The organism is Rhizobium sp. L43, assembly GCF_002531725.1.
GTDB lineage: Bacteria > Pseudomonadota > Alphaproteobacteria > Rhizobiales > Rhizobiaceae > Rhizobium.
This window is the reverse complement of record NZ_NWSQ01000031.1, coordinates 32,069-57,366: the sequence shown is the minus strand read 5'-3', so window position 1 is coordinate 57,366 and position 25,298 is coordinate 32,069. Positions and strand designations below refer to the sequence as shown.

Below are 25,298 nucleotides of genomic sequence, written 5' to 3'. Positions count from 1 at the left end.
GGTCAATCCTTCTTTGAACGCAGATACCCGAGGTATTTCAGCAGCTCGGCCTCCTCGTTCTGCGTCAAGTTCAATTCAGAAAATGTCGCTGCCCTCCCATGGCGCTCAACATCGGTACGCGTCGTTGTAATGTAACCTGCTAACTCCATCAGTTTGTCGTAGTCCACGCCATATAGGTTCGCGAGGGCATAAAGGATGTTTGGGGACGGCTTCTGAATTTTTCCGTTCTCAATCTGACTTAGATAAGCGTTTGAGACTTCTTTGTTTGTCGCCTCTTCGACTCCGCGAAGAGTAAGCTTTCTATCTGTGCGGATTGACCCGAGATATTCTCCAAGGGTGACTTTCACGACTCTCCTCTTTCGATGACTGCGCTTCGGGCGCCAGCGCGCTGTCAGTGGATTTTGCGGCGCAAGACATTGTACTTCCGACGCTTGATAAGTCAAGCATGCGTGCTTCATGCTATTTCTATCAAGCATGCTATTTTGTTGCTTGACAAACTTAGCACGCTTGAACAATGATGCATTCACTGACCGACCGCGGTGGATGGTCAGCCCAACCACAAACCCACGAGGGTAAAATGCACACCATCGGAAATGAACACCAGGTCTCCCGCATCGAGGATCTTCTCGAGGACATCCTTGATGAGATCATCGAACTGGAAGCCTACGCAAAGGAAGGCAAGCGTCCGCCCTTGGCAAAGGGCTATCGCTTCAAGATCAACGACAAGTCGTTTGTCTGGGAGAAGCAGTATATCACCGGCCGCGAGGTTCTCGTTCTCGCCGGCCTGACCCCGCCAGAGAACTACACGCTCCGCGTCAAGCTCGCCGGCCACAAGCCGCAGAAGGTGGAGCTTGACGAGAAGGTGGACCTCCGGCATCCGGGCACTGAAAAGTTCCGCGCTATCCGCAAGGAACAGACCGACGGCGAAGTTCAGGGGCGGCGCGATGCGCCGCTTCTGGACGCCGACATGGCCTTCCTGGAGGCCTATGGCCATCGCTTCGATATCGTCAAGGATGGCTCGACCTGGGCCATCCTTCATGACTTCCCGGTGCCCTCCTGCTTCGACCATAAGAGCGTGTCTCTCGCGATCCGCATCGAACAGGGTTACCCCATGACGCCGCTCGACATGCTTTACATCTATCCCAAGCTGTCCCGCATCGACGGGCGCGAGATCCCGCAGACGCAGGTCGAGCAGCCGATCGACGGCAGGATCTTCCAGCGTTGGTCGCGTCATCGCTCCGGTGCGAACCTGTGGGTGCCCGGCGTCGACTGCCTGGAAACCCACGTCTTCCTCATCGAGGAGATTTTCGAGCAGGAGGCTTCCCGATGAACGTTACCCTCAGCATGACGGTCGACCAGCATGAAATGCTGCGTCATCATCTCTTCCCTGGTGACGGCCTTGAGGCCGCCGCCCTCCTGCTCTGCGGCGGAAGCTGTCATGGAGATCGTTACCGCCTTTCCGTTCGCGACGTTGTCTTGCTCGATCATGACAAGTGCAAAAGGCTCGACGACCGCATCTCGTGGCCGACCGACCTGATCATTCCTCATCTCGATCATGCGGAAGAACTTGGGCTGAGCGTGGTGAAGGTTCATTGCCACCCCGGCAACTTCCCGCAATTCTCCGAAGTTGACGACGCCGGCGATCGCGAGCTCCTGCCGGTGGTCCGCTCCTGGGTCGGTGCCGACATTCCTCACGGCAGCATTGTCATGCAACCATGTGGCCGGCTCTTTGGCCGCTGTCTTTGGCAGGGCGACGAGATGTGGTCGCTCGACATGATCAGCGTTGCAGGGCCTGACATTCGGCTCTTCCCAGCAACTGCTCACAATCGAAATTCTCCGTTCGCCCGATCTCAGGATCAGGCCTTCGGGGATGGAACCACCGCAACGCTCGCGAGACTGCGCGCCGGCATTGTCGGTATTTCGGGCACCGGCAGCCCTCTGCTTGAGCAGCTCATCCGCCTCGGCTTCGGCGAAATCGTCATCATCGACCCTGATACCGTCGAGGAGCGCAATCTTAACCGGATCTTGAATAGCAGCGTCCGCGATGCCCGCGCCGGTCGGCTCAAGGTCGATGTGGCTGAAGCCGCAGCGATCACAAGTGAGCTCCCTACGCGGATTATCAAGATTCCAACGACGTTGATGTCACCGGCGGCAATCAATGCGCTATCGGTCTGCGACGTCATCTTCGGTTGCGTCGATACGCATACCGGGCGCTTCGCGATGAACTTGGTTTCGACATACCATATCATCCCGTATTTTGACATCGGCGTCATGCTTGATGCGGTTGGTGATGGCAATGCGGCGGGACGCATTCGCGACATCCTGGGCACGATCCACTATATCGTTCCCGGACGATCGAGCTTGATTTCCCGTGACGTGATCTCGCTCCGCACCGTTGCGCAGGAAGGCTTGGCCAATTCCGATCCGGAAGCGGAGGCACAGCAAGTTCGCGACAAGTATTTCCGCGGCCTGAGCGTGAGCCGACCCGCGGTGATCAGCATCAATATGTTCGCGGCAGCCTTGGCGGTGAACGATTTTCTGGCAAGGATACACTCCTACCGCCACATGCCGAACAGCGATGTCGGCTCGATAGAGTTCAGTTTGGGCCAGTTGCGCCTGACCGCAGACGAAGAGCAGGAAGATTGTGCACTCCTTTGCCCTTGGCTTGGCCACGGCCGGATTTCGCCGCTTCTTGGCTTGCCCGAACTTTCGGAGGCGCGTTCATGACGTGGTTCCAAGATGCCGCTCAATATGTCGCAGGGACTTTCCGCGCACTGCTACGCCGCCCCTACCGCGGCGTGATCCGCGAAGGCAGCATGCCGCGGTTTTTTGCCCCGAAGACCCTCTACATTTTGAACGAAGACGGAGACCCGTGGCAGGCGACAATGATGTGCCCGTGCGGATGCGGAGCTGTCCTCGAAATGAACTTGGTGCCTGACGAGAAAGCCGTCTGGCGCGCGAAGGTGGAAAAGGATGGAACAGGCACGCTCCACCCTTCTGTCTGGCGGCAGGTTGGTTGCCGCTCCCATTTTTTCATTCAGAACGGAAAAATCCGCTGGTGCGATTGATTGTGGTTACCTGCGGATCGGTATCTCAACAACCGGACGCAGCGGTTCGAGCTGCGTCTGATATCGACGAACGATCTGATCGTAGAGGTCGGCAACGCGCTTTGCCTTGACACTGACAACGAGCGCATAACGCAATTCGTCTTCGGGCTCGAAGTCTCGGCTTTCGAGCCGAGCATTATAGTGGATGTCGAACGTCGGGTTGCGTAGGCTTTTACCAAGAAACCCTACCGAGGCGTGGAGTGTATTCTCCCATTTCCAGGCGTCACGGCGAAGATCACCTTCCGTCAGTCCCTTCTGAGCCTTGCCGAAGAAGCTCTGAGTATCCGCATGAAGTTTCTTGTCTTCTTTCCGCTTCGTGTCCTTTGGCCTGAACGCAATTTCCAAGCCGGCACGCGTGTAATTACCTGGATGGTGAGGATCCGTCAGAGTCTTGTAGCAGATGGTTGCCGTTATCTGGACCTTGCCTGCCATTTCCTCAACAGGAACGGGGATCGGGGCTCTCACATAGCTCCGCGCAGAAATGGTCCCTTGATAAATGACCCGGATTGTGTCGTCGTCGCACAGCAGAATATCGTCCATTGTTCTGGCGACGCGGCCCCGACCAACTTCTTCAGCAGAGATTGATGACTCTTCAGCAGTATGAACGAGCAGTGCCCGCACCGCGAGCATGTCGACATTGGCGCCAAGGTGAGCCTTCACGCCTGCGGCCACCCGCAACAGGCTAGGCGATGCAAATGACGTTCCGCCGGTTACTTCGAGCTGCGGCCGCCCGTCTAGACTTGCAACAAGAAACGGGCGCTGTAGCGAACCGCCGAAGTCGACAAGATCAGGCTTGATAAGCCCCGGGCTTCGGCCGGGGCCAACGGAGCTGTAGGGCGCGCGCGCCCAACCCATGTCAGGACTATCGGCGGCACCAACTGCCATCGCGTTCACACAGTCTGAAGGAACCTGTATCCGGTTGAAGCCAAGTGCCGCGTCCCGCTCCCCGTCATTTCCAACGGCGATCGTTGCCAAAGTATCGTTCCTAGCTAAGCGATCATCGAGCACCGCGGTCCACGCGTGAACGTCGTCATCTTCAATAGGAAGATTTGGTCCGAGGCTGATGTTGACCAGATCAAACTGCCGGTTGAGGAGTGTCTGATCGATCCGGTAGAGAACCTCGTAGAGCCCATCCGGATCCTGGCTGGGGTCAGTGTCGAGAACACGGTAATGTTCAACCGGCGCGTAAGGCCTCGATAGCGGTTTAGTGGGGTCGATATGCCCGAACAGGAACGCCGATGTGACATGAACACCGTGACGGCGAAGATCCTCATGCGAGCTACCCACGCCCGTGGTATCGATCGGCGTCGCCCAGGCTGTCAACGGATGATTGTCTGGCACACCACCATCAAAGATGGCGACCCTGATCCCTGGGTCCAGTGCTGGTTCCGAAGGATAGCGAATCTGAGGCGAGGGTGTCGCGGCGGCTCGAATTGTCGGCCGGAGCACGCGGAGGGTCGGCATCTGTCGAAGTGCACGTACCGCAGTGAAGGTCGCGATCTCCTCCGCGCGCTCACTTGGCGCGGTCAGCTCAACGAAGCAAAGCCCACCTGCATAAAATCTGTTGTCCATGGGAGCGTCGATATCGAGCTCCTTAAGGTAGGTCCGAAACGCGCCAACGATCTTCTGCTCGCCGAGAAGTTCGTCCGTATGCAGAACCGCCTCAAAAGTCACCTTGCCGGTATCTGGCAGATGCCCCTTCAGCTTGTCATCCGCGTCAGGAGCGCCGATCTCCTCGATGGAAATGATCCCGTTTGTCGCGGCGGACAAGTTGTTCCAGTGAGGTAGGGCAGCGCTCCAACTGCGCAGAGACGCTCGCGGCCCCATCACGAAGATTTCAGTCGTCAAGGTTTCCTCTGAGGGACGTCCAAGCGACCGCTTTTGCGGCGTGATCGATCGCGTACGACTTCCTACGGCCTCGACGCCAACCTGCTGAAAAAGTTCCTTAGGGTAAAACGACTTGGCAATGTATTCCGGATTGAGAACAACCGACAAAACGGCTTTGTCGTCTGGGCACGCTGCCGTCGGTAACCTGTCCACCAGGGAGACGGCGCGGGTGAGCATCGGCGCCAGACGCGACCGAGATTCGGAAAACGTATACGGATGCTGTTTGGGAGCACCACCCCGGATGCCTGTGACAGAAGAGACCAGCCGCTCGCCTTTTCCAAGAAGAAAATTCTGCTTCACCATCAAGCGCCCTTTCGTTTGCGCGGGGTAGCTTCAGTCTGTGAATGGCTACGTACCGTATCTCGCGCGACGCCGGTCAACTTTTGGGCGCCGCGTTGGGAAAGTCCGCCGTCAACCAACATCGTTGCAAGAGTGATGCGCTCCGCTTTCGAAAGCTGATCCAGTGAAATCAGGGCTTGTAAATGTGTCTCAAGCGCTTCTCCCGAGATCGCCGCTGCTCGACGCGCTCGCTCGACCGATTGCCTGATGTCGCTGAAGGAAAGACCATAGAGTGCAACCGAAAGCACTTTCGCCCAATGTTCAGCTTTGTCGTTGTAAGGTTGAAGCAGGTCACTCACGAGCTTATGAATTGCCGGTCGCTCAGGCATCGGGAATTCGACCTTCATTTCAAAGCGCCGCCAAACGGCGGGATCGAGCAAATCTGGGTGATTGGTGGCGGCTAGCAAAAGCCCGGTCGCCGGCCAATCATCAATCTGTTGCAGGAGCACGGTAACAAGTCGCTTGAGCTCACCAACCTCGTCCCGGTCGTCACGACGTTTTGCGATGGCATCGAGCTCATCGAGCAAGAGCACGCAGTCAGCCTGCTTGGCATAATCGAGAACTTGGCGCAGGTTTGCGCCGGTTCGTCCAAGATAGCTGCTCATGACCGCAGCGAGGTCGAGGATCATAAGCGGCTTGCCAAGCCGCTTTGCGAGCCATCGCGCGGCGAGTGTCTTGCCGACTCCCGGCGGGCCGACAAAAAGAGCGGTTCTCGTCGGATCTAGCCCCGCAGCGTCCAGAGCTTCAAGACGGCCACGCTCCGTGATCAGTTGGTCAAGCGCTGCCGATACCTCTGACGCTAGCACTGGAGGATAGTCCAGCTCGATCGCTTCCTCGATTTTGAGCAGGTGAAGGCGAGAATCGGAATCCACCGGCATTGGCACCTCGGCCATCCGGCGAAGTGGGGTCTCCTTTGAAGGAGCCTCACGAAGGAGAGCAGTCAGCGAATGGGAAAGCTCTGGCTTGTCTGCACGCGTCTTGCGCGCGATGCGCTGCACCAGCATCTGGATATCCTGGGCTCGGCCCGCAAGCGCCAAGCGCGCAAGGCTGATAATGTCGGAGTCGAGATCCGCTTTTGCCATCGTCATGTGTGGAAATCCTCGTATGCCAGTTTGCAGTCTCACTCAAAGTGGAAGAGAATTCAATAATGAATAGTAAATTTCTTCCACTCGATTGATAACCATCTGCTTTTCTTTGCTTTTATTATGGACTACAAACCAAGTCGTGACGACGCTGACAAAGGGTGGAGACGTGCTTTATTTCGCTTATGGGTCAAACATGGATCTTACCCAGATGATGGAACGCTGCCCAGGGGCGACGCTCGTAGGATTTGGCTACCTTCCAGATCATGTCCTCTGCTTCCCGCGCCGATCGAAAAACCGTGGTTGCGGCGTGTCGTCCGTCGAACCGAAAATCGGACACGACACTTGGGGAATAGTTTGGAAGCTGAGCGAAGCAGATCTGGCTGCGCTTGATAAAAGCGAAGGCTACCGTCGTGATAGAGATCCGACGGCAAACGCGTACAACCGGATAACCGTGACTATCAACTTGAATGGCAGACAGCTGGAGACAGAAACTTACGTAGCGTCTCCGCAAGAAGGCTCGCATCTGCCGAACAGTGCATACCTAAAACATCTGCGCGACGGCGCGTCGCATCACGGCCTCCCGGAAGCATACCAATCGTTCCTCGCCGCCCTTCCTGACGACCAGTCCACCCTATAATACCCTCGGCTTGGCCGACGTTGATAATCCTTTGCCTAGATCACCCCCCACGCCCGAAACCTTCCCCTGCCCGTCATCTCCCGCAGGCCAAGCTCGGAGACGATGCGCCGCGCGGCTTGCGGCGTGACGTCGAGGGTTTTCGCCACCATGCCAGCCGACACCAATGGCTTTGCCATGACGAGCTCAACCAGTTCCGGCAGCTTTGAAGACGTCCGCCGCCCCTCCAGTTTTCGGTCCATCATCGTTTTCGCCAGCGTTAGCCGGTCGTGTTCTTTGATACCGGTCTCGGCGGCCGCCAGAAGCCCTTGGGCAATCGCGAGCAACCGGGTCTCCCGATCGCGATGCCGGCGCCGGTCGACGGAAATGGATTTGAGACCGAGGTTGACGGCGGCGAGATGAGTGCCCGTGGTAACGCCGGCCTGGCGCAATATCGACGCGGCCAGCAGCCGGCCGAGCCAGGGAGCGTGCTGAAGGACGGAAAGCTCGTTCCAGGCATCGAGGGCGACGATGGCCTGCAGCACGGCGGGCAGGCTTTCGGCCTGGCGCAACACAGCGCGCCATTCATTGAGCCGGGCATCCTCGTCCCAGTCGAGATCATAGACCAGCGGATCGGCCGGAGCCCGGCCGGGCTTTTTGGCTCGTTCGATCGCAGCGTCAGAGCGCGCGAGCAGCGCATCGATAGCCGCATAGTCGACGCCGGGGAGATCTTGGGCGTCGTCGGCGTCATCCCCCTCCCCTTCCGCGTCGATCGCGATCGCCGGCCGAATAACTCCGGTCGTCGTAGCCTCGTCCGCGCCGCCCGACCCGATCTCCGAGGTTTTCCGCAGCGAGCGGATGCCGTCGGTAGAGAACGCCCAATCCGGAGATTGGCCGGCGATCCGCCGACGGGTTCGCAGGACGTCGCGGGCGATTGTCAGCTCATGGGTCGGTGTGCGAATATCCTTCGTGGCGTCGTGGAGGACGAGGTCTTCGAGGTGGACAAGTTCTCCGTCGATCCAAAGCGAGGCGCAGGCGTCGGTGAATTGGGATCGTTCGAGGAAGCCCGCGCCGACGGGCGAACGGGCGATGCGCTCGTCGAGACGCGCGAGCGCGACACCGGCGTCGAAAGCCGGCCGCATCAGGGCTGTCATGCTGATTTTCGCGAGATCATAAGCCATTGAAATCATGGTAAATGATTTCCTATACGAACTCTATCTTAATATTGCAGTTCGCCACATGGTATGATTGCTGGTTGACCTTATAACCATCGATAACAAGCGTTTATCGATGGTAGATCGACAGGACTCGCAAATCACTCTATCGTCGCGCAATCCCACCGTCCGCAAAGGCTCAATCTCATGGAAGATCGCGTCCGTTTCGCCCTCGAAAGCTGCTCAACATCGCCCACCAGGATACCGGCCAGGGCCGGCGCGTGGGCAACTTTATTCTCGCCTGGTGGAACGCCAACGTGCATGGCGGTTTCGATCTTGCGGATCTCGCCAATGTCGATCGCGAGGTCGCCGAAGATATGGCGACAGTCTTCACCTGGCTGGCGCGCGAAGAGGACCTTCACTATCCCCACGACTATCGCAGCGAGATCGAACAGATTATTGCGCGCTGGCGCCCACAGGCCATGACAGTCTGATGGCACCTGTCCGGAAACCTGCCAGCCTCTCCGGTGTGGAGCGGCGAGCCGTCGAACTCGACACGATTGCCTCGGTGCTGCCGATCGACCGGCGTGATGAACTCGCCGAGCTGCTGACCGACGCGGACATCGAAACGCTGCGCCATCTCGTCAACGAGGGCATGGGCGCCAACACGCTGCGCGCCATCACCTCCGATCTCGCCTATATCGAAGCCTGGGCCCTCGCCGCGACGAAACGATCTCTACCCTGGCCGGCACCCGAGGCGTTGCTCCTAAAATTCGTCGCGCAGCATCTGTGGGATCCGCAAAAGCGCGCCGCCGATCCGGATCACGGTATGCCGGCCGATGTGGCGGACAATCTACGCGCCCAAAATTTTCTGAAATCGACAGGCCCGCATGCGCCGGCGACCGTGCGCCGTCGGCTAGCCAACTGGTCGACACTGACCAAGTGGCGCGGCCTCGATGGCGCTTTCGCCTCCCCTCCCCTCAAATCCGCCATTCGGCTCGCCGTACGCGCCGTCCCTCGGAAGCGAAGCCGGAAGAGCACCAAGGCGGTCACTGGCGATGTGCTGGCCAAACTGCTGGCGACGTGTGCCACCGACAGTTTGCGCGATGTGCGGGACCGGGCAATCCTGATGGTCGCCTTCGCGTCCGGCGGCCGCCGGCGCAGCGAGATCGCACGGCTTCGTATCGAGCAACTGAGCGTCGAGGCGCCAATCAAAGTTGCGGACGGCCCTCCCCTCCCCTCTCTCGCCATCCATCTCGGCCGCACAAAGACGACCACCGGTGAGCAGGATGATGTCGTCTATCTCACTGGCCGGCCGGTCGATGCGTTGAAAGCCTGGCTCGCGGCGGCCAAGATTGATGACGGTTGTGTGTTTCGGGGGATCGGGCGATGGGGCACGGTATCGAAGCGCCCGCTGGATCCGCAGTCGGTCAACGCGATCGTCAAACAGCGGGCGGAGATGGCGGGGTTGGAGGCGGGGGAGTTTTCGGCGCATGGGTTGCGATCCGGGTATCTTACGGAAGCCGCCAATCGCGGCATCCCCCTTCCCGAGGCCATGGAGCAGTCACGGCATCGTTCGGTTCAACAGGCATCCAGCTACTACAACAATGCATCTCGGCGCAGCGGTCGCGCGACTCGGATGTTATAGGCCTTTTACGGCTCTGTACGGTTGGAAAGGACAGTCTTCCGAATATGCAGCTATTCCCAGATCAAACCAAGATGAAGTCGCTCTTCGGCGAAGCCGGTGTGATTTACGGAAGCCTTGGCAACGCGATCGCGCCTTATCTTTTGCGCGACCAATACAGCTTCATGGACAATCATCAATACGAGCAGATGATGCTAACTGAAGATGATGGGCTTGAGAAAGGAGCCCGCATTTATTGGGAAGAGATGCTGGATCGAGCTCACATGGCTTCTGTTTCATCGATCATACGCGCATCACGATGGGTCGATTCATCGATGCGCGAGTATGAAGCAGGCAATCTGTTTGGTTGGGCAGCTGCGACGCGCAGCTTGGTTGAGGCAGCTGCAGATTCTGGGCATAGTTTAGGAGTCGTCCCGATAACACTGGCTGAGATTCACAAGCCAGTGATTGCAGCCCTGAAGGGCAAGGCCGACAGTTTTCTAACATCTTCAGATATCGAGGATGCACTCATCCACTACAGCCACGCGCGTAAAGTCTCGAAAGCAGAAGAAGTACCGATTAGCCACAAAGCCAGGCAGTCTGCTGAATATCTTCGGTTCCTCGAAGAGATGAAGATTGACGGCGCCCGCGAGCTCTATTCGAAACTATGCGAAATCGTGCATCCCGCCGCACTGTCCGTCTCGACAACTTTTACCTTTTCCAAAGGCGGCTGGACAGTCGACCTGGCGATGGAGCGCACCTACCTGAACGCGTTCGTCGAGTCTAATCGAGGCGTAATAGGCGGCGTTCTGATGGCAGCGTTTAATCCTGCGATACTCATTCTCAGGGTTCTTCACAGGTTTGATCGCCACGCAAAAATACCACCGCTTAAGAATTACCGGCTCGATCGGATACCAGCGTGGACCCGAATCCAGAAAGCATTGAAGTGATACCGGTCGATGGCCCCTAATACGCTCTGCCAAATAGCGTACCAAAACCATGATTGAGATGGCCGCCCCGGTGGACCTTCTGTCATAGACGGCGAGTAACGCGAAGTGAGGCGGCCGAAGGGGATGTCCTGAATGCTAGACGAAAAAGATGCTGCCCTACTCTGCTCTAAGGGTATTAGCCTTCTGACTTTAAGCGAGGACGAGTGGCAGAATATTGCCGAGACCCGCTGGGGCGGCCGGAAATTCTCTCTGACCTTCCCGCACGAGGTTGCCAGGCAAGGGAAGCGTGGTGGATTGGTGCTCGTCACCGTAGCTGGAGCGTTGGCCTCGCTACGGCTTGGATATATCCGTTCGATACAGACGGTTTCCACCTTCGACTCTCGCGTATCCTTTGATCACATCGGAACCATCTCGCCTTCGTCATTAGAGTCATTGCTAGGCGAATTTGTAGGCACGTCACTCCAGGCTTCAGCTTCCGCATTCGGTGCAGACGAGCACCAACTGAAACGAGCCGGCCCAAAATTGGGAGACGGCGTTATCCGACGTATCGCGAGCGACCCGAGAAACTATTCAGTGCTCCAGCTTATCCTGGCGCCAATGACCAAACCCACCCGATATGAAGATGCCCGGGGCTCCCAGCAGGACGCCGTGGAACTCGCACTGAAGGCCTTCGGCGCAACGAACGGCGCCAGTGAAATCTACCTGCCCCGAGAAACTGCTCTTGCGCGAGTTCGGCTCCGCGAGGACGTAGTAATCGAGCACGATGCCCGCTTCGTGGAAGGCTGGATACTCAGTGAAAGTGACATCACCGGCCGTGCCATATTCACGCAAAATGGCGAGCGACTTGAGGTCATCACAGCCAACAAGCAGCCGCTCGAAACGCTTCTCGGCGTCGATCTGATTTATCAGAACCGTCTGCAGGACTCGATTGTCATGGTCCAATACAAAATGATGGACCAGCAACCACGCGGTAAGCGAACTCGAACAATCGACAATTATACCTTCGAGGAGAACGACGAGAAGCAATGGCGCGTGCCTATCAATTCTCAGTTCATTGACGAAGTAGCCCGTATGACAGATTTCGACAAGGATTTTGCACCTGATGGGCCGTACCGTTTGAACAGCGGCGCGTTCTTCCTGAAGTTGGTTAAGCGTTATGCCTCGACCGCGGCCTCGAGCATTATTCTCAGCCTCGGTCATTTCAAACACCTATTAGAACGGGGCGAATTGAATGGTCCCAAAGACGGTCTCCGCATCCGGTATAGCGACCTCAGGGGCCATTATCTGCGCGCGGATGCCTTCGTGGACCTAATCCGATCTGGCTACATTGGGACACGCGGAGCAACGACGCAGCACCTCGAAACTCTCATTCGACAAACTAGACGGGACGGCAGAAGCCTCGTGTTCGCACGCCAATCGAAGGATGAGAGCAGAGACATCGAAGCCTCCGACTTCATCGAAAGCGCATCCGCTCCGAGACGCAGCCGCCTTCGGAGCGGACAGCGCTAATCTTGCTGAGCGAGCGTCTAACTGTCAAAGCGACGCACGCGAAAAGCCGCAGGGAGTAGTGGATCAAGATAGGAATGCCAGGCGCGACATACTGAAAATCAACCACTTAGCTTGTAGTCAGCTGACTACGCACCTCAATTTCACCATTCTAAAGGCGAATGAAACATTCACGCTCGCTTAGCCTCCTGTCCGTGCGCACGCAACAATGCCATCAGTACGGGACCGAGCGAAAACTCGCCGCGACGTGCCCTCCCCGTAAGATCCCTCAGATAGCCTCCAGCCGACGAAATATGGCCGGTGCGTTCGAGGATCGCCGCCATCGTGGCGGCGGCATTTTCAGGCCCCATGACCTCGCAAGCGTCCTGATAGGCTGACGGGCTCACCCCGAGCATAGATCGCACCACAACGGCGGCGGCCATCAGATCGCGCCAGTTCTGGATATTGCCTCCGGGGCCATACATCGCGATCTCCGGGCAGGCACGAAGCACCATGCCCAATGGGAAAGCTTTTATCGGCTCGATGTTACGTCCAATATCCGGATTCGGCTTTCCGCCCTGCTCATCTTCAGAGCGAGGTTCAAGTTCATTGATAGATTCGGTATTTGAATTCTGTATGTGCTGCCGGATATCGGCATCATTGGTGTCGGATTTTTGCTGAATACCCTGAACTTCCAATCGGTTGATGACCTCTTCGCGCAGAAGTTCCAACTCTTCAAGCAAGCGCTCGTAATCCTCGGCGGTCTTGGTGATGCGAAGTCGGTCCATCAAGGCAATGTGGACGGCTTCCACTTTCCCCCAGTCGCCAAAGACGCCGTCTTCAACAGCAGCCGTAATCAACTTGCGGACGTCGCGCCGGGCGATCGTGATGCGTTCTTTGACAATCTTCAGATGCCGCTGAGCCGCCACGACCCGCTGAGCCAGCAGAGCGAGTTCTTCAGAGCGTGCAAGAAGTGGCGAAAGGCTAAAGCCGTAGGCTGTCTCTATAGCTCCATCAGTGCCCTTACGGGCGTAGCGCTTACCATTGGGGCTGTCACAGCGTTGGATAAGGCCTGCGTCGATAAGATGTGCGAGGTTCTCTCGGAGCGTTGATCCCGCGATCCCGTTCGCCCTAGCCGTCAGCTGGGCATTCGACGGAAAGACAATCAGATTTCTCCCTTCGCTCAAAGCCGCCTCTGGATAGAATGTTAGGAGAGCGTTAAGGACTGCAAGGGCGCGGTCACGCAGGCCCAGCAGTGAGCGCGCATCGCAAGCGTCCCTGAAGACTTTCCACTTATCGACTGACTTGCCCGGTTTGACCTGGGCGGCCCGCATCTGCGATTTCACCAGGGCGAGCGTCATCGGCCGCCGCCCAAAGGGCGTCGTCACATTTCCAACCTGCATTTTCCTTCACCTTTCAAAAGGCAAAAGAAATCCGCTCACCAAAACGGTGCCAAAGACTCTTGACTGCGATTCATGGAAATGCGATTCTCAGGCTGCTTAGACCTATGAGAGAGGCTTCCATGACGGCAACGTTTGGGGGCCTTTTTCTTTTGCGCCTGCCTTCCGACTTAGTCCTCTGTTGACGGAGCATTGCTCCTGAAATTGGCATAGAGTTCAGGAAGCCTTTCCATCAAATAGGATGCAAAGGCTTCGTCCTGTTCTCGATTGATCTGAATTTTGCAAAGCTTCCCCGTCAACGACAAGGTCGCGATCTGTTTGCCATCGGATGACTGAGCAACGGCCGGAGCTTCAGGCGTTGCCAAGCTTCCAAGTTCGCCTGTCTTCGCAGCTCTCAGTACGACCGAAAAGCGATCATCGGTATCCTTGTGGGCGAAAGCTTTGTCTTCCGTTGCCTTGCGCGCTTTCTTCTCGGCGCCGGCTACCTTGAGGCTCTCGACCAAATCGAGCCACCTCGGCCGTCCGATCTTTGGTGCGCGCCCGATTGCATCAATCAGCGAGCGAGGCACACCGCGAGCGACACTCAGAAGCTTCTGGGCTTCCTGGCGGTCGACAGAGAGTGCTGTCTGGATCAGCGAGCGCTGGATGCCGCTGTCCTCAAGCTTCAAGGCGAACATTGCCCGCTCGATAAACGTCAGGTCTTCGCGCGCCGAATTCTCCACACCCTGGGCAACGACTAGACGATCGTCATCCAGCTCGCGGACATAGGCTTTCACCGCAATGCCGAGTTCTGACGCAGCGCGCGCCCGGCGATGGCCATAGGCAATCTGATAACGCCCGGGTGCAGTGGGGTGAACTCGCACAAGGATAGGGATTTCCTGCCCGTGTTCTGTCAGTGAAATCTTCAGCGCCTCGACTGCCGTCAGATCCTGATCGACAAAGCGGTCAGCAAAGGGGGAGGGGTCTAGTAAGCCGGGATCGAGTTCAACGGGCAGGGCACCATTCGCGACCTGCTGCTTCAGTTCCTCGTAATCGCGTTCGACTTCAGAAAATGTGTCTTTGAGCGACCGGACCGCACCTGAAGCAACACGCTGAATGGGCTGTCGAGCTTCGTCGGCGGACGCATCTTCGGTGCCACCTGCAAAAAGAGATCGGATTGACTGTGTTCGCTTGCTCATGCATGGACCTCCCCATCACGGCCGGCCTTATGATCCGAGATGTAGTCAGCTGACGACATGTTAAGTGTCTGCTCTTTTTGGATAGCCATGGAGATCATCGCTGCCAGACCTCGTTCAGGAGCTCGACAATCTCGTGGTTGACGGCATTGATCGATTCCATTGCACGATCGTAAGTAGAGCGTCCAACGGCGCCTCTCGTCAGCTCGTAAAGTGATTGTTTGGTCAACCCAGCATTCGCTATCGCGGTCGATTTCCACGCGGTTGCCGCCATGACGTCCGATGCGAACACATCGCGCATCAGTCCAACGATCTCTTGCTCCGGAACGTCGCGTGGATCGTGACGGGTCACGAGAAACCGCAGGAAATCATAATCAAGGCGCCCGCCGGCCTCCTCAATGACGGACACGAGGTCCGAGGTCATCAGCAGGAACTGGCTCATCGATGCGACATCGACCATCTGTGGGTGGACGGTGACGATCATGCCCGTTGCAGCGTTCAGAGCGCCCATGGTCAGAAAGCCCAACTGAGGCGGGCAATCGACGACGACGACATCAAAATCGTCTTCAACTTGGGCTATTGCGCCGGCGACCCGTCTAAAGAACAAATCCTCTGGCCGACCACGATTTTGCAGCATAAAGCGCGGGGTTTGATGCTCGAATTCCATGAGTTCGAGATTGCCAGGAACGATGCTGATCCCTGTAAAATATGTTGGGCGGACGACATCCTTCATCGTGACGCGCTGATCGTCATAACGAAGCGCGCCATAGAGGGTCGTGTTCTCAGCGACATCAAACTCAGGCTGGTAACCGAACATGGCCGAGAGTGAAGCCTGCGGATCGAGGTCGATCGCCAAGACGCGATAACCCTGCAGCGCGAGCCCTTGAGCCAAATAAAGCGAAGTGGTGGTCTTTGCGGACCCGCCTTTGAAATTGGCAACCGTAATGACCTGCAGCTTTTCACCATCGCGCCGACGTGGAAAAAACCTTGTCGCTTCTTTAGGGCGAGCGATTGCGAGATACTGCCGCAGCTCGTTGATCTGCTCGAGCGAGTAAGACCGCCGTCCGCCATTTCCAAGATCCGGCGTTGGACCTAGACCGTCGATCGATAGCTGACGCAGGTAGCCGTCCGAAACGCCGACGATCTCCGCGACTTCGCCTGATGAAAATGACCGAAGAGTTTTCTGCGCCGTTGGCGGGAATGCGCGTTCTCCAACTGCACGCAAGCGGGCAGACAGCGCTTCCGCCCGCTGTGTGATATGGGCAGAAGTTGATGCCTTTAGGATGTGCCGGTCGATCACGTTCACATTAGCCTCTGTTCTCAGACGGTTTATCGGCGTCAGACGCGCTATTACCGTCTCAAGCTAAGCCACGATTCTAACCCTGCCGCAAGAGAAATAGGGTTAACAAGACCTTAACATGCACAAGCGGGGAATTCGGCGGACACTTCAAATCGCCACTTTATCAAACCATTTCAGGATTTTGCCTGTCGTTTCGCAGTGTCGGCCCAATTGGCCAACTAACACTTTTGCTAGTGAATTCGATGGCCTGAGCGCGGTCCGATGCACAAAAACTCATGCCTCGGCGAGAATCACTCGCTAACACTTTTGGCAGTAGATCGAACTTCTCGGCCCCGGCAAACCTCCATGCGTCACCAACGCAAGGGAGATTTGCTCGATGCGCGTCGTCGCCATCAAGAACCCAAAGAGCGAAGTTGAGCGCCGCCTCATCCACGAAATGCACAGGCTCCGCGCCCGCATTTTCCGCGGTCGCTTGGCATGGACAGTTCGTTGCACATCAGGTCTCGAAATAGACAGCTTCGACAATTTAAGCCCGACATACGTCCTATGCATCGACCGTTCTGACGCAGTGATTGGATGCGCTCGGCTCTTGCCGGCGACCGGCGGCACGATGCTGGAGAAGGTTTTTCCTCAACTCCTGGAGATGGACGGTCTCGCCACTCACCATCGGATGATCGAAAGTTCCCGATTTTGCGTGGATACGAACGCGGCTGCCGAGCGGGAGCAAGCGGGCCTCCACTCAGCAACACTCGCCATGTTCGCCGGCATCATCGAGTGGAGCATCCTGAATGGCTACCGAGAAATTGTAACCGCAACGGATGTCAGGCTTGAGCGCATCCTCCGTCGGGCCGGTTGGCCGCTAAGACGCCTCGGCCCACCTGCCCAGATCAACGAAACGAAGAGCGTCGCCGGCCTGCTCCCCGCAGACTGGGTGAGCTTCGATCGACTTCGCCCCAGCATCTACTCGTCGAGTTTCTCTCACCATCAGAAGGAAGCGGCCTGATCATGCTTAGCACCGAAAACCGCTCACTCCCCCGTCTCGTCAGTAAGCTGCAAAACGCACTGGGAGATCATCTGTGCATCGCACTTGAAGACCCAAGCGTCGTCGAAATCATGCTCAATCCTGATGGTCGCCTGTTCATCGAAAGGCTCGGCCACGGCATGGCCGCAGCTGGCGAGATGACACGCTCTGCGGCCGAGACCGTCATCGGGAGCGTCGCCCATGTCTTGAACTCGGAGGTCGATGATGATCGTCCGATCGTTTCGGGCGAACTTCCAATCGGCGGGCATCGTTTCGAGGGATTGCTGCCCCCGGTGGTGTCTGCACCATCCTTCACGATCCGTCGTCGCGCGTCTCGCCTTATTCCTCTGGATGACTACGTATCGAGCAATGTGATGACGGCAAAGCATGCCGAGATCATCCGAAGCGCAATAGCTTCTAAGCTCAACATTCTCGTCGCCGGTGGCACGGGCTCGGGCAAAACCACCCTCACCAACGCAATCCTCGCGGAGATTGTATCGAGCTCTCCCGACGATCGGCTCGTCATTCTTGAAGACACCGCTGAGATCCAGTGCGCTGCGGATAACGCAGTCAGCCTGCACACCAGCGACGCGGTCGACATGTCGCGTCTCCTGAAGAGCACGATGCGCCTCCGACCGGATCGGATCATCGTCGGCGAGGTCCGCGACGGCGCAGCGCTCACCATGCTGAAGGCTTGGAATACGGGACACCCCGGAGGAGTCGCAACGATCCACTCCAACAGCGCACGCTCTGCACTACAGCGCCTCGAGCAGCTGACCGCCGAGGCCAGCCATCAGCCGATGCAGGCTGTCATCGGAGACGCCGTCGATCTGATCATCTCGATCGTGCGAACGGCCAAGGGCCGGCGGATCAGCGAAATCCTTCACGTCACCCGCTTCGCAGGCGGCCAGTACCAAACGGAACCCTACGCAGAGGAGAGCCGCGATGCCGCATAAGAGATCATTCCTGACACTTGCCGTTATCGCTGTCGCAGCGATCGTCGCTGCTTCGCCTGCATTCGCCAGTTCCGGCGGAAGTCTTCCGTGGGAGGGACCGCTCGAGCAGATCCAGGAATCTATCACGGGTCCGGTCGCAGGCTACATTGCTCTGGCCGCTGTCGCGATCGCCGGCGGCATGTTGATCTTTGGTGGCGAGCTCAACGATTTCGCTCGTAGGCTGATGTACGTGGTCCTGGTCGCAGGCATTCTGCTCGGTGCGACGACAATCGTCGGTCTGTTTGGCGCCACCGGTGCGTCGATCGGCCTGCCCCCGGAGCAGGTCACACGCCTCAAATCGAGCGGCGAAGGGGAGGGGGCTTGATGAGCCTCCGCCGCAATCGCATTCATCGCGCGCTGTCGCGTCCGAACCTCCTGATGGGCGCCGACCGCGAGCTGGTGCTGATTACTGGGCTTGCGGCCGTGATCCTGATCTTCGTCGTGCTGACGGTGTATTCCGCTCTCTTTGGCGTTGCGGTCTGGATCGTCATCGTTGGTGTACTCCGCATGATGGCCAAGTCCGATCCGCTTATGCGGCAGGTCTATGCCCGTCACATTTCCTACAAGCCCCGCTACCGTCCAACGGCCGCGCCGTGGCGCAAATACTAGAGGAGACCTGATGGCTGCCCTCAAACGTTTCCGCACGACCGGACCCTCGTTCGCCGATCTCGTTCCCTACGCCGGCTTGGTCGATAACGGCGTTCTCCTCCTGAAGGACGGCAGCCTGATGGCCGGCTGGTATTTTGCCGGCCCGGACGCCGAAAGCGCCACCGACCTCGAACGCAATGAGCTTTCCCGGCAGATTAATGCGATCCTCTCGCGCCTGGGGACCGGCTGGATGATCCAGGTCGAGGCGATCCGGGTGCCGACGGTTGATTATCCGTCCCCAGACCAGTGCCATTTTCCAGACCCTGTCACTCGCGCGATCGATGCCGAGCGCAGGACGCACTTCCGGCGCGAGCAGGGCCATTTCGAGAGCAAGCACGCCATCATTCTCACCTACCGGCCGCTCGAGTCGAAGAAGACCGCGCTCAGCAAATACATCTACTCGGACGAGGAGAGCCGGAAGAAATCCTATGCGGACACTGTCCTGTTTGTGTTCCGCAATGCGATCCGGGAAATCGAACAGTACCTCGCCAACACGCTGTCGATTGCTCGCATGCAGACCCGCGAAGTCCGCGAGAGGGGAGGGGAGCGGGTCGCACGCTATGACGATCTCCTACAGTTCGTCCGCTTTTGCATTACCGGGGAGAGCCATCCCGTTCGCTTGCCCGAAGTCCCGATGTATCTAGACTGGCTGGCGACGGCGGAGCTCGAGCATGGCCTGACGCCGAAGGTCGAGAACCGGTTCCTCGCCGTGGTCGCGATCGATGGCCTGCCGGCCGAAAGCTGGCCCGGCATCCTCAACAATCTCGACCTGATGCCGCTGACCTACCGCTGGTCGTCGCGGTTCATCTTTCTGGATGCGGAAGAGGCGCGCCAGAAGCTCGAGCGCACGCGAAAGAAATGGCAGCAGAAGGTTCGGCCATTCTTCGATCAGCTCTTCCAGACCCAGAGCAGATCGGTCGATCAGGATGCCATGACGATGGTCGCCGAGACCGAGGACGCCATCGCACAGGCTTCGTCCCAGCTTGTCGCCTACGGCTATTACACCCCGGTCGTCATCCTGTTTGATGAGGACCGAGAAGCTCTGCAGGAAAAGGCCGAGGCCATCCGCCGGCTCGTCCAGGTCGAGGGGTTCGGATCGCGCGTCGAGACCCTGAACGCGACCGATGCCTTTCTCGGAAGCCTCCCCGGGAATTGGTACGCCAACATCCGTGAGCCGCTGATCAACACAAGCAATCTGGCGGACCTCGTTCCGTTGAACTCGGTATGGTCAGGCAATCCGGTGGCGCCGTGCCCGTTCTATCCGCCGAACTCTCCTCCGCTGATGCAGGTGGCCTCGGGATCAACCCCGTTTCGCCTCAACCTACATGTCGACGATGTCGGCCACACCCTGATCTTTGGACCGACGGGCTCGGGCAAATCAACCCTTCTCGCTCTGATTGCCGCGCAGTTCCGCCGATACGAGTTCGCCCAGATCTTTGCCTTCGACAAGGGCAACTCGCTCCTCCCCCTGACGCTTGCTGCCGGCGGCGATCACTACGAGATCGGCAACGATCAGAACGGGGAGGGGAGAGCACTGGCGTTCTGCCCTCTGTTCGATCTTTCGACAGATGGCGATCGAGCCTGGGCGACCGAGTGGATTGAAATGCTCGTCGCGCTTCAAGGCGTCACCATCACGCCTGATCACCGTAATGCGATCTCCCGCCAAATCGGGCTGATGGCGACGGCACCTGGAAAGTCGCTGTCGGACTTTGTCAGCGGCGTGCAGCTGCGCGAGATCAAGGATGCGCTCCATCACTATACTGTCGATGGCCCGATGGGTCAGCTTCTCGACGCGGAAGAGGACGGCCTGACGCTCCGGGCGTTTCAATGCTTCGAAATCGAGCAGCTCATGAACATGGGCGAGCGTAATCTGGTGCCCGTCCTAACCTATCTCTTCCACCGGATCGAAAAGCGGCTCGACGGCTCGCCGAGCCTGATCCTCCTCGACGAGGCCTGGCTGATGCTTGGACATCCGGTATTTCGCGACAAGATCCGGGAGTGGCTGAAGGTTCTCCGCAAGGCCAATTGTGCCGTCGTCTTGGCGACGCAATCGATCTCCGATGCAGAGCGCTCTGGCATTATCGACGTGCTGAAGGAATCCTGCCCGACCAAGATCTGCTTGCCGAATGGCGCTGCACGCGAGCCGGGCACGCGCGAGTTTTATGAGCGGATCGGGTTCAACGAGCGCCAGATCGAGATCGTCTCGGGTGCCATCCCCAAGCGCGAATATTACGTCGCCACGCCAGACGGACGGCGGCTCTTCGATATGTCGCTCGGGCCGGTGGCTCTGAGCTTTGTGGGCGCATCCGGAAAGGAAGACCTGAAGCGGATCCGCGCCCTGAAGGCGGAACACGGCAAGAACTGGCCTACCCATTGGCTTGAATCGAGAGGAGTTCACGATGCCACGTCGCACCTCAACGTCCAATAGCTGGATCGTCGGAACGATGACCGCGGCAATCGCGCTGTCACCGGTTGCTCCCGCCCACGCGGGATCTGCAACGGGCGCTGCTACCGAATGGACGCAGCTTGCCAACAATGCTCAGCTCATCGACCTTCTCAAAAGCTCCGGCCTGCAGGTCGACAACCAGCTGACCCAAATCGGTCAGTTGGCGGAGCAAATCCAGAACCAGTTGAAGATCTACGAAAACATGCTGCAGAACACGGCGCAGCTCCCCGACCATATCTGGGGTCAGGTCGAAAGCGATCTCAACCGTCTACGCAGCATTGTCGATCAGGGGCAGAGTATCTCGTTTTCGATGGGCAATGCGGACGATGTCCTGCAGCAGCGGTTCAAAAGCTATGCGGACCTGAAAACCAATCTGCCCAATGCTGAATCCTTCTCAAGCACCTACCAGTCCTGGTCGGATACGAACCGGGACACGATCGGCAGCACTCTGAAGGCGGCGAGCCTGACAGCGGATCAGTTCGACACGGAAGAAGGCACGATGAGTTCACTGCGATCCATGTCGGAGTCGGCCGACGGCCAAATGAAGGCGCTCCAGGTCGGACACCAGATCGCAGCCCAGCAGGTTTCCCAGATGCAGAAGCTGCGAGGACTGGTTTCCCAGCAAATGACGATGATGGGGACGTGGCTTCAGACCGAGCAGACGGACAAGGACCTCGCGCAAGCGCGCCGTGAGCAATTCTTCAAATCAACTGCGCCATCAACATCCGGCGGTGAGAAGATGAAGGTGGAATGGTGAGAACGAAACTGATCTTGGCCATCCTCGCCGCAGTGATCTTTGTTGGAGGGACGGGCCTCTGGTTCCTGATCTCGGAGAGACAGAACGCAAAAGAACGGCACGAAAGGTTCTTTGGGTCGACGAAGGAGTATCCGACGTCGGGCGGCGAGAAGATGAAGATCGAGTGGTGATCGCATGACCTCTGAGCTCAAAAAAATCAGGGGCATTGCGGTGCTCGTCGCATTGATCGTCGTGTCGTTCCAGCCGGCGATAGCGCAGGAGGGGTCGGTCCTGACAGCCCTCCAGAACGAGATCACAACTGCAGCCAAGGGTTGGGAGACCACCGTCATGGATGCGGCGAGATCTTTGTTCTGGATCCTCGCAGGGATCGAAATCGGTATTGCTGCCGTCTGGCTGGCGCTTCAGGCCGCGTCCCTTGACAGCTGGTTCGCTGAACTCGTCCGGCGCATCATGTTCGTGGGCTTCTTCGCATTCGTTCTCGCGCAGGGTCCGACGTTCGCGAAGGCGGTCGTCGATAGCCTGTTTCAGATCGGCGCCGGTGGAGGCACGGCTTCGCCAGCCGATGTGTTCAATGCAGGTCTGACCGTCGCGACCAAGATGTCAGAGAAGGTGCAGTTCGGGCTGTTCGAGGACAACGCCCTCGCAATCTCGGCCGCGTTTGCAATGGTCGTTACGGTGATCGCTTTCTCGCTCGTTGCTGCGATCTTTGTATCTGTGATGGTCGAGATGTATCTCGGTCTGCTCGCGGGAATGATCATGCTCGGATTGGGAGGTTCGTCCTTCACCAAAGACTTCGCAATCCGCTACCTCGTCTATGCGTTCTCGGTCGGCATGAAGCTCATGGCTCTGGTCATGATTTCGCGGATCGGCTCCGAGGTCTTGATCGGTCTGGCGAACCGGCCCGACGTCGGGGACCAGTTTCAGACCGCATTGGCGATCGCCGGGATCGCGGTCGTGGTCTTCATTATCGCCATGTATGTCCCGAACATCATTCAAGGCGTGGTGCAAGGGGCATCGGTCACAGGTGGAATGGAAACCATCCGTCACGGTGGGCAGGCCGCATCATTTGCACTTGGAGCAGCCTCTCTAGCCGCCGGCGCCTTCGGAGCCGGAGCCGCGGCAGCACAATCCGCACGAGCGGCCGGATCCTCTTTTGCGGGCGCGGCACTTCGCGGCATGGGAGCCGGGATCGGATCGGCCGGAAAAGCAGCTGGCTCAGCCGCCAAGGAAAAGGCGATCGGTTCGCCCGGCGCTTACGCCGGCTCGATCATGGGGCTCGCCAACGCCAAGCTCGATCAGAGCCGAACCGGACAAAGCGGGCCGAAGACGCCACCGGAACGAAACGACAAGTAATCAACAGGAAGGCAAAAAGCGATGGCAGCAAACCGGCCGCCCGATAGCCCTTACCTTGCCGCGCGGCAGGAGTGGACGGAACGATATGGATCCTATGTCCAAGCCGCGCGCGCATGGCGGATCGTCGGCATTCTCGGATTGTCGATGGCCGTGATCGGCTTCACCTACGCCATGTATCTCAGCACGCAGGTCAAGCTGGTGCCCTATATCGTCGAGGTCGACAAGCTCGGCACATCGGTGACGGCAGGCTTCCCCCAGCAGATCGAATATGCCGATGCCCGCGTCGTCCGCGCGACACTCGGCAACTTCATCACCAGCTTGAAGTCCATCACGCCCGACGCGGTGGTGCAGAAGCAATACATCGACCGGACCTATGCGCTGCTCAGGACGTCCGATCCTTCGACCCAGAAAATCAACGCCTGGTTTCGCGGCAACTCGCCGTTCGAAAAGGCGAAGACGTCGACCGTTGCCATCGAGGTCAACAACATCGTGGCGCTATCCAACCAGACCTATCAGATCGACTGGACCGAATACGAGCGCGACCGTAAGGGCAAGGAGACCGGCACGAGGCGGTTCCGCGGCATCGCGACGGTCGCGCTGACCGCGCCGCAGGACGAGGCGATTATCCGCCTCAACCCGATCGGTCTTTATGTCCAGGACTTCGACTGGACCGCACAGCTTTAAGGGCAGGGGAAATCACATGTACAGAACAGGATTGATCGCGGCCGCCGGCTGCATGGCCGGACTCGTCCTTGCGGATTGCGCAGTCGCGCAGAGCATGACGTCGAACGAGGTGAAGGGGACCAACATCTCGCGGAAATGGCGGGGGACGCCGGGTCTGGTGACGACCGGGCCAGACGGCAAAGTCATCTTTCTGTTTGGCGAGACCCAGCCCTCCGTGGTGTGCTCGCCACTTCAGGTCTGCGATATCGAGCTGCAGGGCGGCGAGATCGTCCGTGATGTGCTCGTCGGGGACACGGTCCGCTGGAAGGTCGAGCCAGCGACGTCGGGTGCAACTGGCGGGCAGGCGATCCACCTAATCGTCAAGCCGTCGGAGGCCGGCCTCGTCACATCGATGGTCGTCACGACCTCGCGGCGAACCTATCATGTCCAACTCAAATCCCATCCCAGCCAGTACATGGCCCGCATCGGGTTTGAATATCCGGAGGATGTGTCGACCAAACTGGCCGACATCAATGCCCGGCTTGAGACCGGAGGCATTCCGGGGACCGCCCCCGACAAGCTGAATTTTTCCTACTCGATCAGCGGTAGCGCCTCATGGCGGCCAAAGCGCGTCTATTCCGACGGCGCCAAAACCTACATCCAGTTTCCTCGGTCCATCTCCGGACAGGACGCGCCGGTGCTGTTCGTCGTCAGCGGCGGCCAGAACCGTATCGTCAACTATCGCATGAAGAACGACATGATGATCGTCGACTACACCGTCGATAAGGCCGTGCTCGTCTCTGGAGTCGGCTGGCGCCAGCAGAAAATCACGATCCGGCGCGGAGGTTGACCGATGAGAAAAATCCTTGCTGCCATCATCATGACCACCTTCCTTTCCGGCTGCCAGACTGCGGATGAAACACTGACCACGAGTTCCACGCCGATTGCCGTCACTGGCGCCACCGCGAGCGCCATCGCCGGCGACATGGCAAGTCGCCTCGCCGAACAGGCCGGGCCAGCCGGTACCACAACGCTCAAAATCGACAAGGACACCTCTGAATATGCGGCTGCTCTTGAGGCTGCGCTGAAGGGATGGGGATACACGGTCATCGCCGATGGAAAAATCGGCAAGGATCAGAAGCCGGTCGAGGTTGCGTGGTCGATCGACAGCTTCGACGGGCAGGTCCTTGCACGGATTAGCACGCCGGCTATCGCGCTCGGCCGGGCCTACACGGCAACGTCAGTGGGCGCGACGCCCGCCAGTCCGCTTTCGATCATGCAGCGTAACTGAGGGGA

Annotated in this window: 25 protein-coding genes and 1 pseudogene; 19 read left to right on the top strand and 7 right to left on the bottom strand. The window is 58.3% G+C overall.

Going from position 1 to position 25,298, the window contains the following annotated elements; genetic code table 11:
* Positions 1–2: 2 nt before the first annotated feature.
* Positions 3–347 (bottom strand): helix-turn-helix transcriptional regulator, encoded by a 345-nt coding sequence (locus CO667_RS28950; protein WP_113159258.1) that lies wholly within the window; start codon positions 345–347, stop codon positions 3–5.
* Between the two features lie 230 nt (positions 348–577).
* Here CO667_RS28950 and CO667_RS28945 point away from each other — a divergent pair, with 230 nt between their 5' ends.
* Genes CO667_RS28945 through CO667_RS28935 form a run of 3 tightly spaced genes read left to right on the top strand, consistent with a single transcriptional unit; the run spans position 578 to position 3,068 of the window.
* On the top strand, positions 578–1,330 hold the full coding sequence (locus CO667_RS28945; protein WP_179874245.1) for a multiubiquitin domain-containing protein: 753 nt from the start codon (positions 578–580) through the stop codon (positions 1,328–1,330).
* Positions 1,327–2,727: a ThiF family adenylyltransferase gene (locus tag CO667_RS28940; RefSeq protein ID WP_097621675.1), complete on the top strand. Its 1,401-nt coding sequence runs from the start codon at positions 1,327–1,329 to the stop codon at positions 2,725–2,727. Before CO667_RS28945 ends, CO667_RS28940 begins: the two co-directional genes overlap by 4 nt.
* A complete protein-coding gene (locus CO667_RS28935) occupies positions 2,724–3,068 on the top strand; it encodes a DUF6527 family protein (protein ID WP_097621674.1) in 345 nt (114 codons plus the stop codon). Before CO667_RS28940 ends, CO667_RS28935 begins: the two co-directional genes overlap by 4 nt.
* 6 nt (positions 3,069–3,074) lie before the next feature.
* Here the strand turns inward: CO667_RS28935 and CO667_RS28930 are convergent, their stop codons facing one another.
* Positions 3,075–5,297, bottom strand: a complete 2,223-nt coding sequence (locus CO667_RS28930; RefSeq protein ID WP_097621673.1) for a S8 family peptidase — start codon at positions 5,295–5,297, stop codon at positions 3,075–3,077.
* Positions 5,297–6,421 (bottom strand): ATP-binding protein, encoded by a 1,125-nt coding sequence (locus CO667_RS28925; protein WP_097621672.1) that lies wholly within the window; start codon positions 6,419–6,421, stop codon positions 5,297–5,299. Before CO667_RS28925 ends, CO667_RS28930 begins: the two co-directional genes overlap by 1 nt.
* Before the next feature lie 136 nt (positions 6,422–6,557).
* Here CO667_RS28925 and CO667_RS28920 point away from each other — a divergent pair, with 136 nt between their 5' ends.
* On the top strand, positions 6,558–7,055 hold the full coding sequence (locus tag CO667_RS28920) for a gamma-glutamylcyclotransferase family protein (RefSeq protein ID WP_143540758.1): 498 nt from the start codon (positions 6,558–6,560) through the stop codon (positions 7,053–7,055).
* A 35-nt stretch (positions 7,056–7,090) separates the two neighbouring features.
* Here the strand turns inward: CO667_RS28920 and CO667_RS28915 are convergent, their stop codons facing one another.
* The gene (locus tag CO667_RS28915; RefSeq protein ID WP_179874244.1) at positions 7,091–8,221 is read right to left on the bottom strand and encodes an RHE_PE00001 family protein; all 1,131 of its coding nucleotides are present in this window, start codon (positions 8,219–8,221) and stop codon (positions 7,091–7,093) included.
* A gap of 171 nt (positions 8,222–8,392) precedes the next feature.
* Between CO667_RS28915 and CO667_RS28910 the strand changes: the two are divergent.
* The 4 genes and pseudogenes from CO667_RS28910 to CO667_RS28895 all read left to right on the top strand — a co-directional run bounded on the left by CO667_RS28910 (position 8,393) and on the right by CO667_RS28895 (position 12,268).
* Positions 8,393–8,679: pseudogene (locus CO667_RS28910) on the top strand (hypothetical protein).
* Entirely contained in the window at positions 8,679–9,833 is a 1,155-nt protein-coding gene (locus CO667_RS28905; protein ID WP_097621670.1) for a tyrosine-type recombinase/integrase, read from the top strand. The pseudogene CO667_RS28910 and the gene CO667_RS28905 overlap by 1 nt, the downstream one beginning before the upstream one ends.
* Positions 9,834–9,904: 71 nt before the next feature.
* Entirely contained in the window at positions 9,905–10,759 is an 855-nt protein-coding gene (locus tag CO667_RS28900; RefSeq protein ID WP_143540757.1) for a hypothetical protein, read from the top strand.
* Between the two features lie 132 nt (positions 10,760–10,891).
* A complete protein-coding gene (locus CO667_RS28895) occupies positions 10,892–12,268 on the top strand; it encodes a hypothetical protein (RefSeq protein ID WP_097621668.1) in 1,377 nt (458 codons plus the stop codon).
* Positions 12,269–12,435: 167 nt separating this feature from the next.
* On the opposite strand, the gene repC is transcribed toward CO667_RS28895, so the two are convergent.
* From repC to repA, 3 genes are all read right to left on the bottom strand, one after another.
* On the bottom strand, positions 12,436–13,647 hold the full coding sequence (repC, locus tag CO667_RS28890) for a plasmid replication protein RepC (protein WP_097621667.1): 1,212 nt from the start codon (positions 13,645–13,647) through the stop codon (positions 12,436–12,438).
* Positions 13,648–13,814: 167 nt separating this feature from the next.
* Positions 13,815–14,822, bottom strand: coding sequence for a plasmid partitioning protein RepB (gene repB / locus CO667_RS28885; RefSeq protein ID WP_097621666.1), 1,008 nt, complete (start codon positions 14,820–14,822; stop codon positions 13,815–13,817).
* 94 nt (positions 14,823–14,916) lie between these two features.
* A complete protein-coding gene (gene repA, locus CO667_RS28880; protein WP_179874243.1) occupies positions 14,917–16,125 on the bottom strand; it encodes a plasmid partitioning protein RepA in 1,209 nt (402 codons plus the stop codon).
* 370 nt (positions 16,126–16,495) lie between these two features.
* On the opposite strand from repA, the gene traI reads away from it, so the two are divergent.
* Genes traI through trbH form a run of 11 tightly spaced genes read left to right on the top strand, consistent with a single transcriptional unit; the run spans position 16,496 to position 25,293 of the window.
* Complete coding sequence (traI, locus tag CO667_RS28875) at positions 16,496–17,122, top strand: acyl-homoserine-lactone synthase TraI (protein ID WP_097621665.1); 627 nt, start codon at positions 16,496–16,498, stop codon at positions 17,120–17,122.
* A 2-nt stretch (positions 17,123–17,124) separates the two neighbouring features.
* Entirely contained in the window at positions 17,125–18,096 is a 972-nt protein-coding gene (gene trbB / locus CO667_RS28870; protein ID WP_097621664.1) for a P-type conjugative transfer ATPase TrbB, read from the top strand.
* Entirely contained in the window at positions 18,086–18,460 is a 375-nt protein-coding gene (locus CO667_RS28865; RefSeq protein ID WP_097621663.1) for a TrbC/VirB2 family protein, read from the top strand. Before trbB ends, CO667_RS28865 begins: the two co-directional genes overlap by 11 nt.
* The gene (locus CO667_RS28860; protein ID WP_097621662.1) at positions 18,460–18,744 is read left to right on the top strand and encodes a conjugal transfer protein TrbD; all 285 of its coding nucleotides are present in this window, start codon (positions 18,460–18,462) and stop codon (positions 18,742–18,744) included. The genes CO667_RS28865 and CO667_RS28860 overlap by 1 nt, the downstream gene beginning before the upstream one ends.
* A 10-nt stretch (positions 18,745–18,754) precedes the next feature.
* Positions 18,755–21,211 (top strand): conjugal transfer protein TrbE, encoded by a 2,457-nt coding sequence (locus CO667_RS28855; protein WP_097621661.1) that lies wholly within the window; start codon positions 18,755–18,757, stop codon positions 21,209–21,211.
* Positions 21,183–21,986, top strand: a complete 804-nt coding sequence (gene trbJ, locus CO667_RS28850; RefSeq protein WP_097621660.1) for a P-type conjugative transfer protein TrbJ — start codon at positions 21,183–21,185, stop codon at positions 21,984–21,986. The genes CO667_RS28855 and trbJ overlap by 29 nt, the downstream gene beginning before the upstream one ends.
* The gene (gene trbK, locus CO667_RS28845; protein ID WP_097621659.1) at positions 21,980–22,156 is read left to right on the top strand and encodes an entry exclusion protein TrbK; all 177 of its coding nucleotides are present in this window, start codon (positions 21,980–21,982) and stop codon (positions 22,154–22,156) included. The genes trbJ and trbK overlap by 7 nt, the downstream gene beginning before the upstream one ends.
* 4 nt (positions 22,157–22,160) lie before the next feature.
* Positions 22,161–23,339 carry a P-type conjugative transfer protein TrbL gene (trbL, locus tag CO667_RS28840; RefSeq protein ID WP_097621658.1) on the top strand — a complete coding sequence of 393 codons (1,179 nt, stop codon included), beginning with the start codon at positions 22,161–22,163 and terminating at the stop codon, positions 23,337–23,339.
* Positions 23,340–23,360: 21 nt separating this feature from the next.
* On the top strand, positions 23,361–24,023 hold the full coding sequence (locus CO667_RS28835) for a conjugal transfer protein TrbF (protein ID WP_062428114.1): 663 nt from the start codon (positions 23,361–23,363) through the stop codon (positions 24,021–24,023).
* Positions 24,024–24,039: 16 nt separating this feature from the next.
* Entirely contained in the window at positions 24,040–24,852 is an 813-nt protein-coding gene (gene trbG / locus CO667_RS28830) for a P-type conjugative transfer protein TrbG (RefSeq protein ID WP_097621657.1), read from the top strand.
* Between the two features lie 3 nt (positions 24,853–24,855).
* Positions 24,856–25,293 (top strand): conjugal transfer protein TrbH, encoded by a 438-nt coding sequence (gene trbH / locus CO667_RS28825; RefSeq protein WP_097621656.1) that lies wholly within the window; start codon positions 24,856–24,858, stop codon positions 25,291–25,293.
* The last annotated feature ends 5 nt before the right edge of the window (positions 25,294–25,298 follow it).

What these genes read in the sequence shown, in the direction of transcription:
- trbG (WP_097621657.1), top strand. Translation starts at nt 24,040, where the DNA reads ATGTACAGAACAGGATTGATCGCGGCCGCCGGCTGCATGGCCGGACTC.
- CO667_RS28915 (WP_179874244.1), bottom strand. Translation starts at nt 8,221, where the DNA reads ATGATTTCAATGGCTTATGATCTCGCGAAAATCAGCATGACAGCCCTG.
- trbB (WP_097621664.1), top strand. Translation starts at nt 17,125, where the DNA reads ATGCTTAGCACCGAAAACCGCTCACTCCCCCGTCTCGTCAGTAAGCTG.
- CO667_RS28945 (WP_179874245.1), top strand. Translation starts at nt 578, where the DNA reads ATGCACACCATCGGAAATGAACACCAGGTCTCCCGCATCGAGGATCTT.
- trbL (WP_097621658.1), top strand. Translation starts at nt 22,161, where the DNA reads ATGACCTCTGAGCTCAAAAAAATCAGGGGCATTGCGGTGCTCGTCGCA.
- CO667_RS28905 (WP_097621670.1), top strand. Translation starts at nt 8,679, where the DNA reads ATGGCACCTGTCCGGAAACCTGCCAGCCTCTCCGGTGTGGAGCGGCGA.
- CO667_RS28940 (WP_097621675.1), top strand. Translation starts at nt 1,327, where the DNA reads ATGAACGTTACCCTCAGCATGACGGTCGACCAGCATGAAATGCTGCGT.
- traI (WP_097621665.1), top strand. Translation starts at nt 16,496, where the DNA reads ATGCGCGTCGTCGCCATCAAGAACCCAAAGAGCGAAGTTGAGCGCCGC.
- CO667_RS28900 (WP_143540757.1), top strand. Translation starts at nt 9,905, where the DNA reads ATGAAGTCGCTCTTCGGCGAAGCCGGTGTGATTTACGGAAGCCTTGGC.
- CO667_RS28925 (WP_097621672.1), bottom strand. Translation starts at nt 6,421, where the DNA reads ATGACGATGGCAAAAGCGGATCTCGACTCCGACATTATCAGCCTTGCG.
- CO667_RS28855 (WP_097621661.1), top strand. Translation starts at nt 18,755, where the DNA reads ATGGCTGCCCTCAAACGTTTCCGCACGACCGGACCCTCGTTCGCCGAT.
- trbK (WP_097621659.1), top strand. Translation starts at nt 21,980, where the DNA reads ATGGTGAGAACGAAACTGATCTTGGCCATCCTCGCCGCAGTGATCTTT.
- CO667_RS28860 (WP_097621662.1), top strand. Translation starts at nt 18,460, where the DNA reads ATGAGCCTCCGCCGCAATCGCATTCATCGCGCGCTGTCGCGTCCGAAC.
- CO667_RS28865 (WP_097621663.1), top strand. Translation starts at nt 18,086, where the DNA reads ATGCCGCATAAGAGATCATTCCTGACACTTGCCGTTATCGCTGTCGCA.
- CO667_RS28935 (WP_097621674.1), top strand. Translation starts at nt 2,724, where the DNA reads ATGACGTGGTTCCAAGATGCCGCTCAATATGTCGCAGGGACTTTCCGC.
- repB (WP_097621666.1), bottom strand. Translation starts at nt 14,822, where the DNA reads ATGAGCAAGCGAACACAGTCAATCCGATCTCTTTTTGCAGGTGGCACC.
- CO667_RS28835 (WP_062428114.1), top strand. Translation starts at nt 23,361, where the DNA reads ATGGCAGCAAACCGGCCGCCCGATAGCCCTTACCTTGCCGCGCGGCAG.
- trbJ (WP_097621660.1), top strand. Translation starts at nt 21,183, where the DNA reads ATGCCACGTCGCACCTCAACGTCCAATAGCTGGATCGTCGGAACGATG.
- repC (WP_097621667.1), bottom strand. Translation starts at nt 13,647, where the DNA reads ATGCAGGTTGGAAATGTGACGACGCCCTTTGGGCGGCGGCCGATGACG.
- CO667_RS28930 (WP_097621673.1), bottom strand. Translation starts at nt 5,297, where the DNA reads ATGGTGAAGCAGAATTTTCTTCTTGGAAAAGGCGAGCGGCTGGTCTCT.
- CO667_RS28895 (WP_097621668.1), top strand. Translation starts at nt 10,892, where the DNA reads ATGCTAGACGAAAAAGATGCTGCCCTACTCTGCTCTAAGGGTATTAGC.
- trbH (WP_097621656.1), top strand. Translation starts at nt 24,856, where the DNA reads ATGAGAAAAATCCTTGCTGCCATCATCATGACCACCTTCCTTTCCGGC.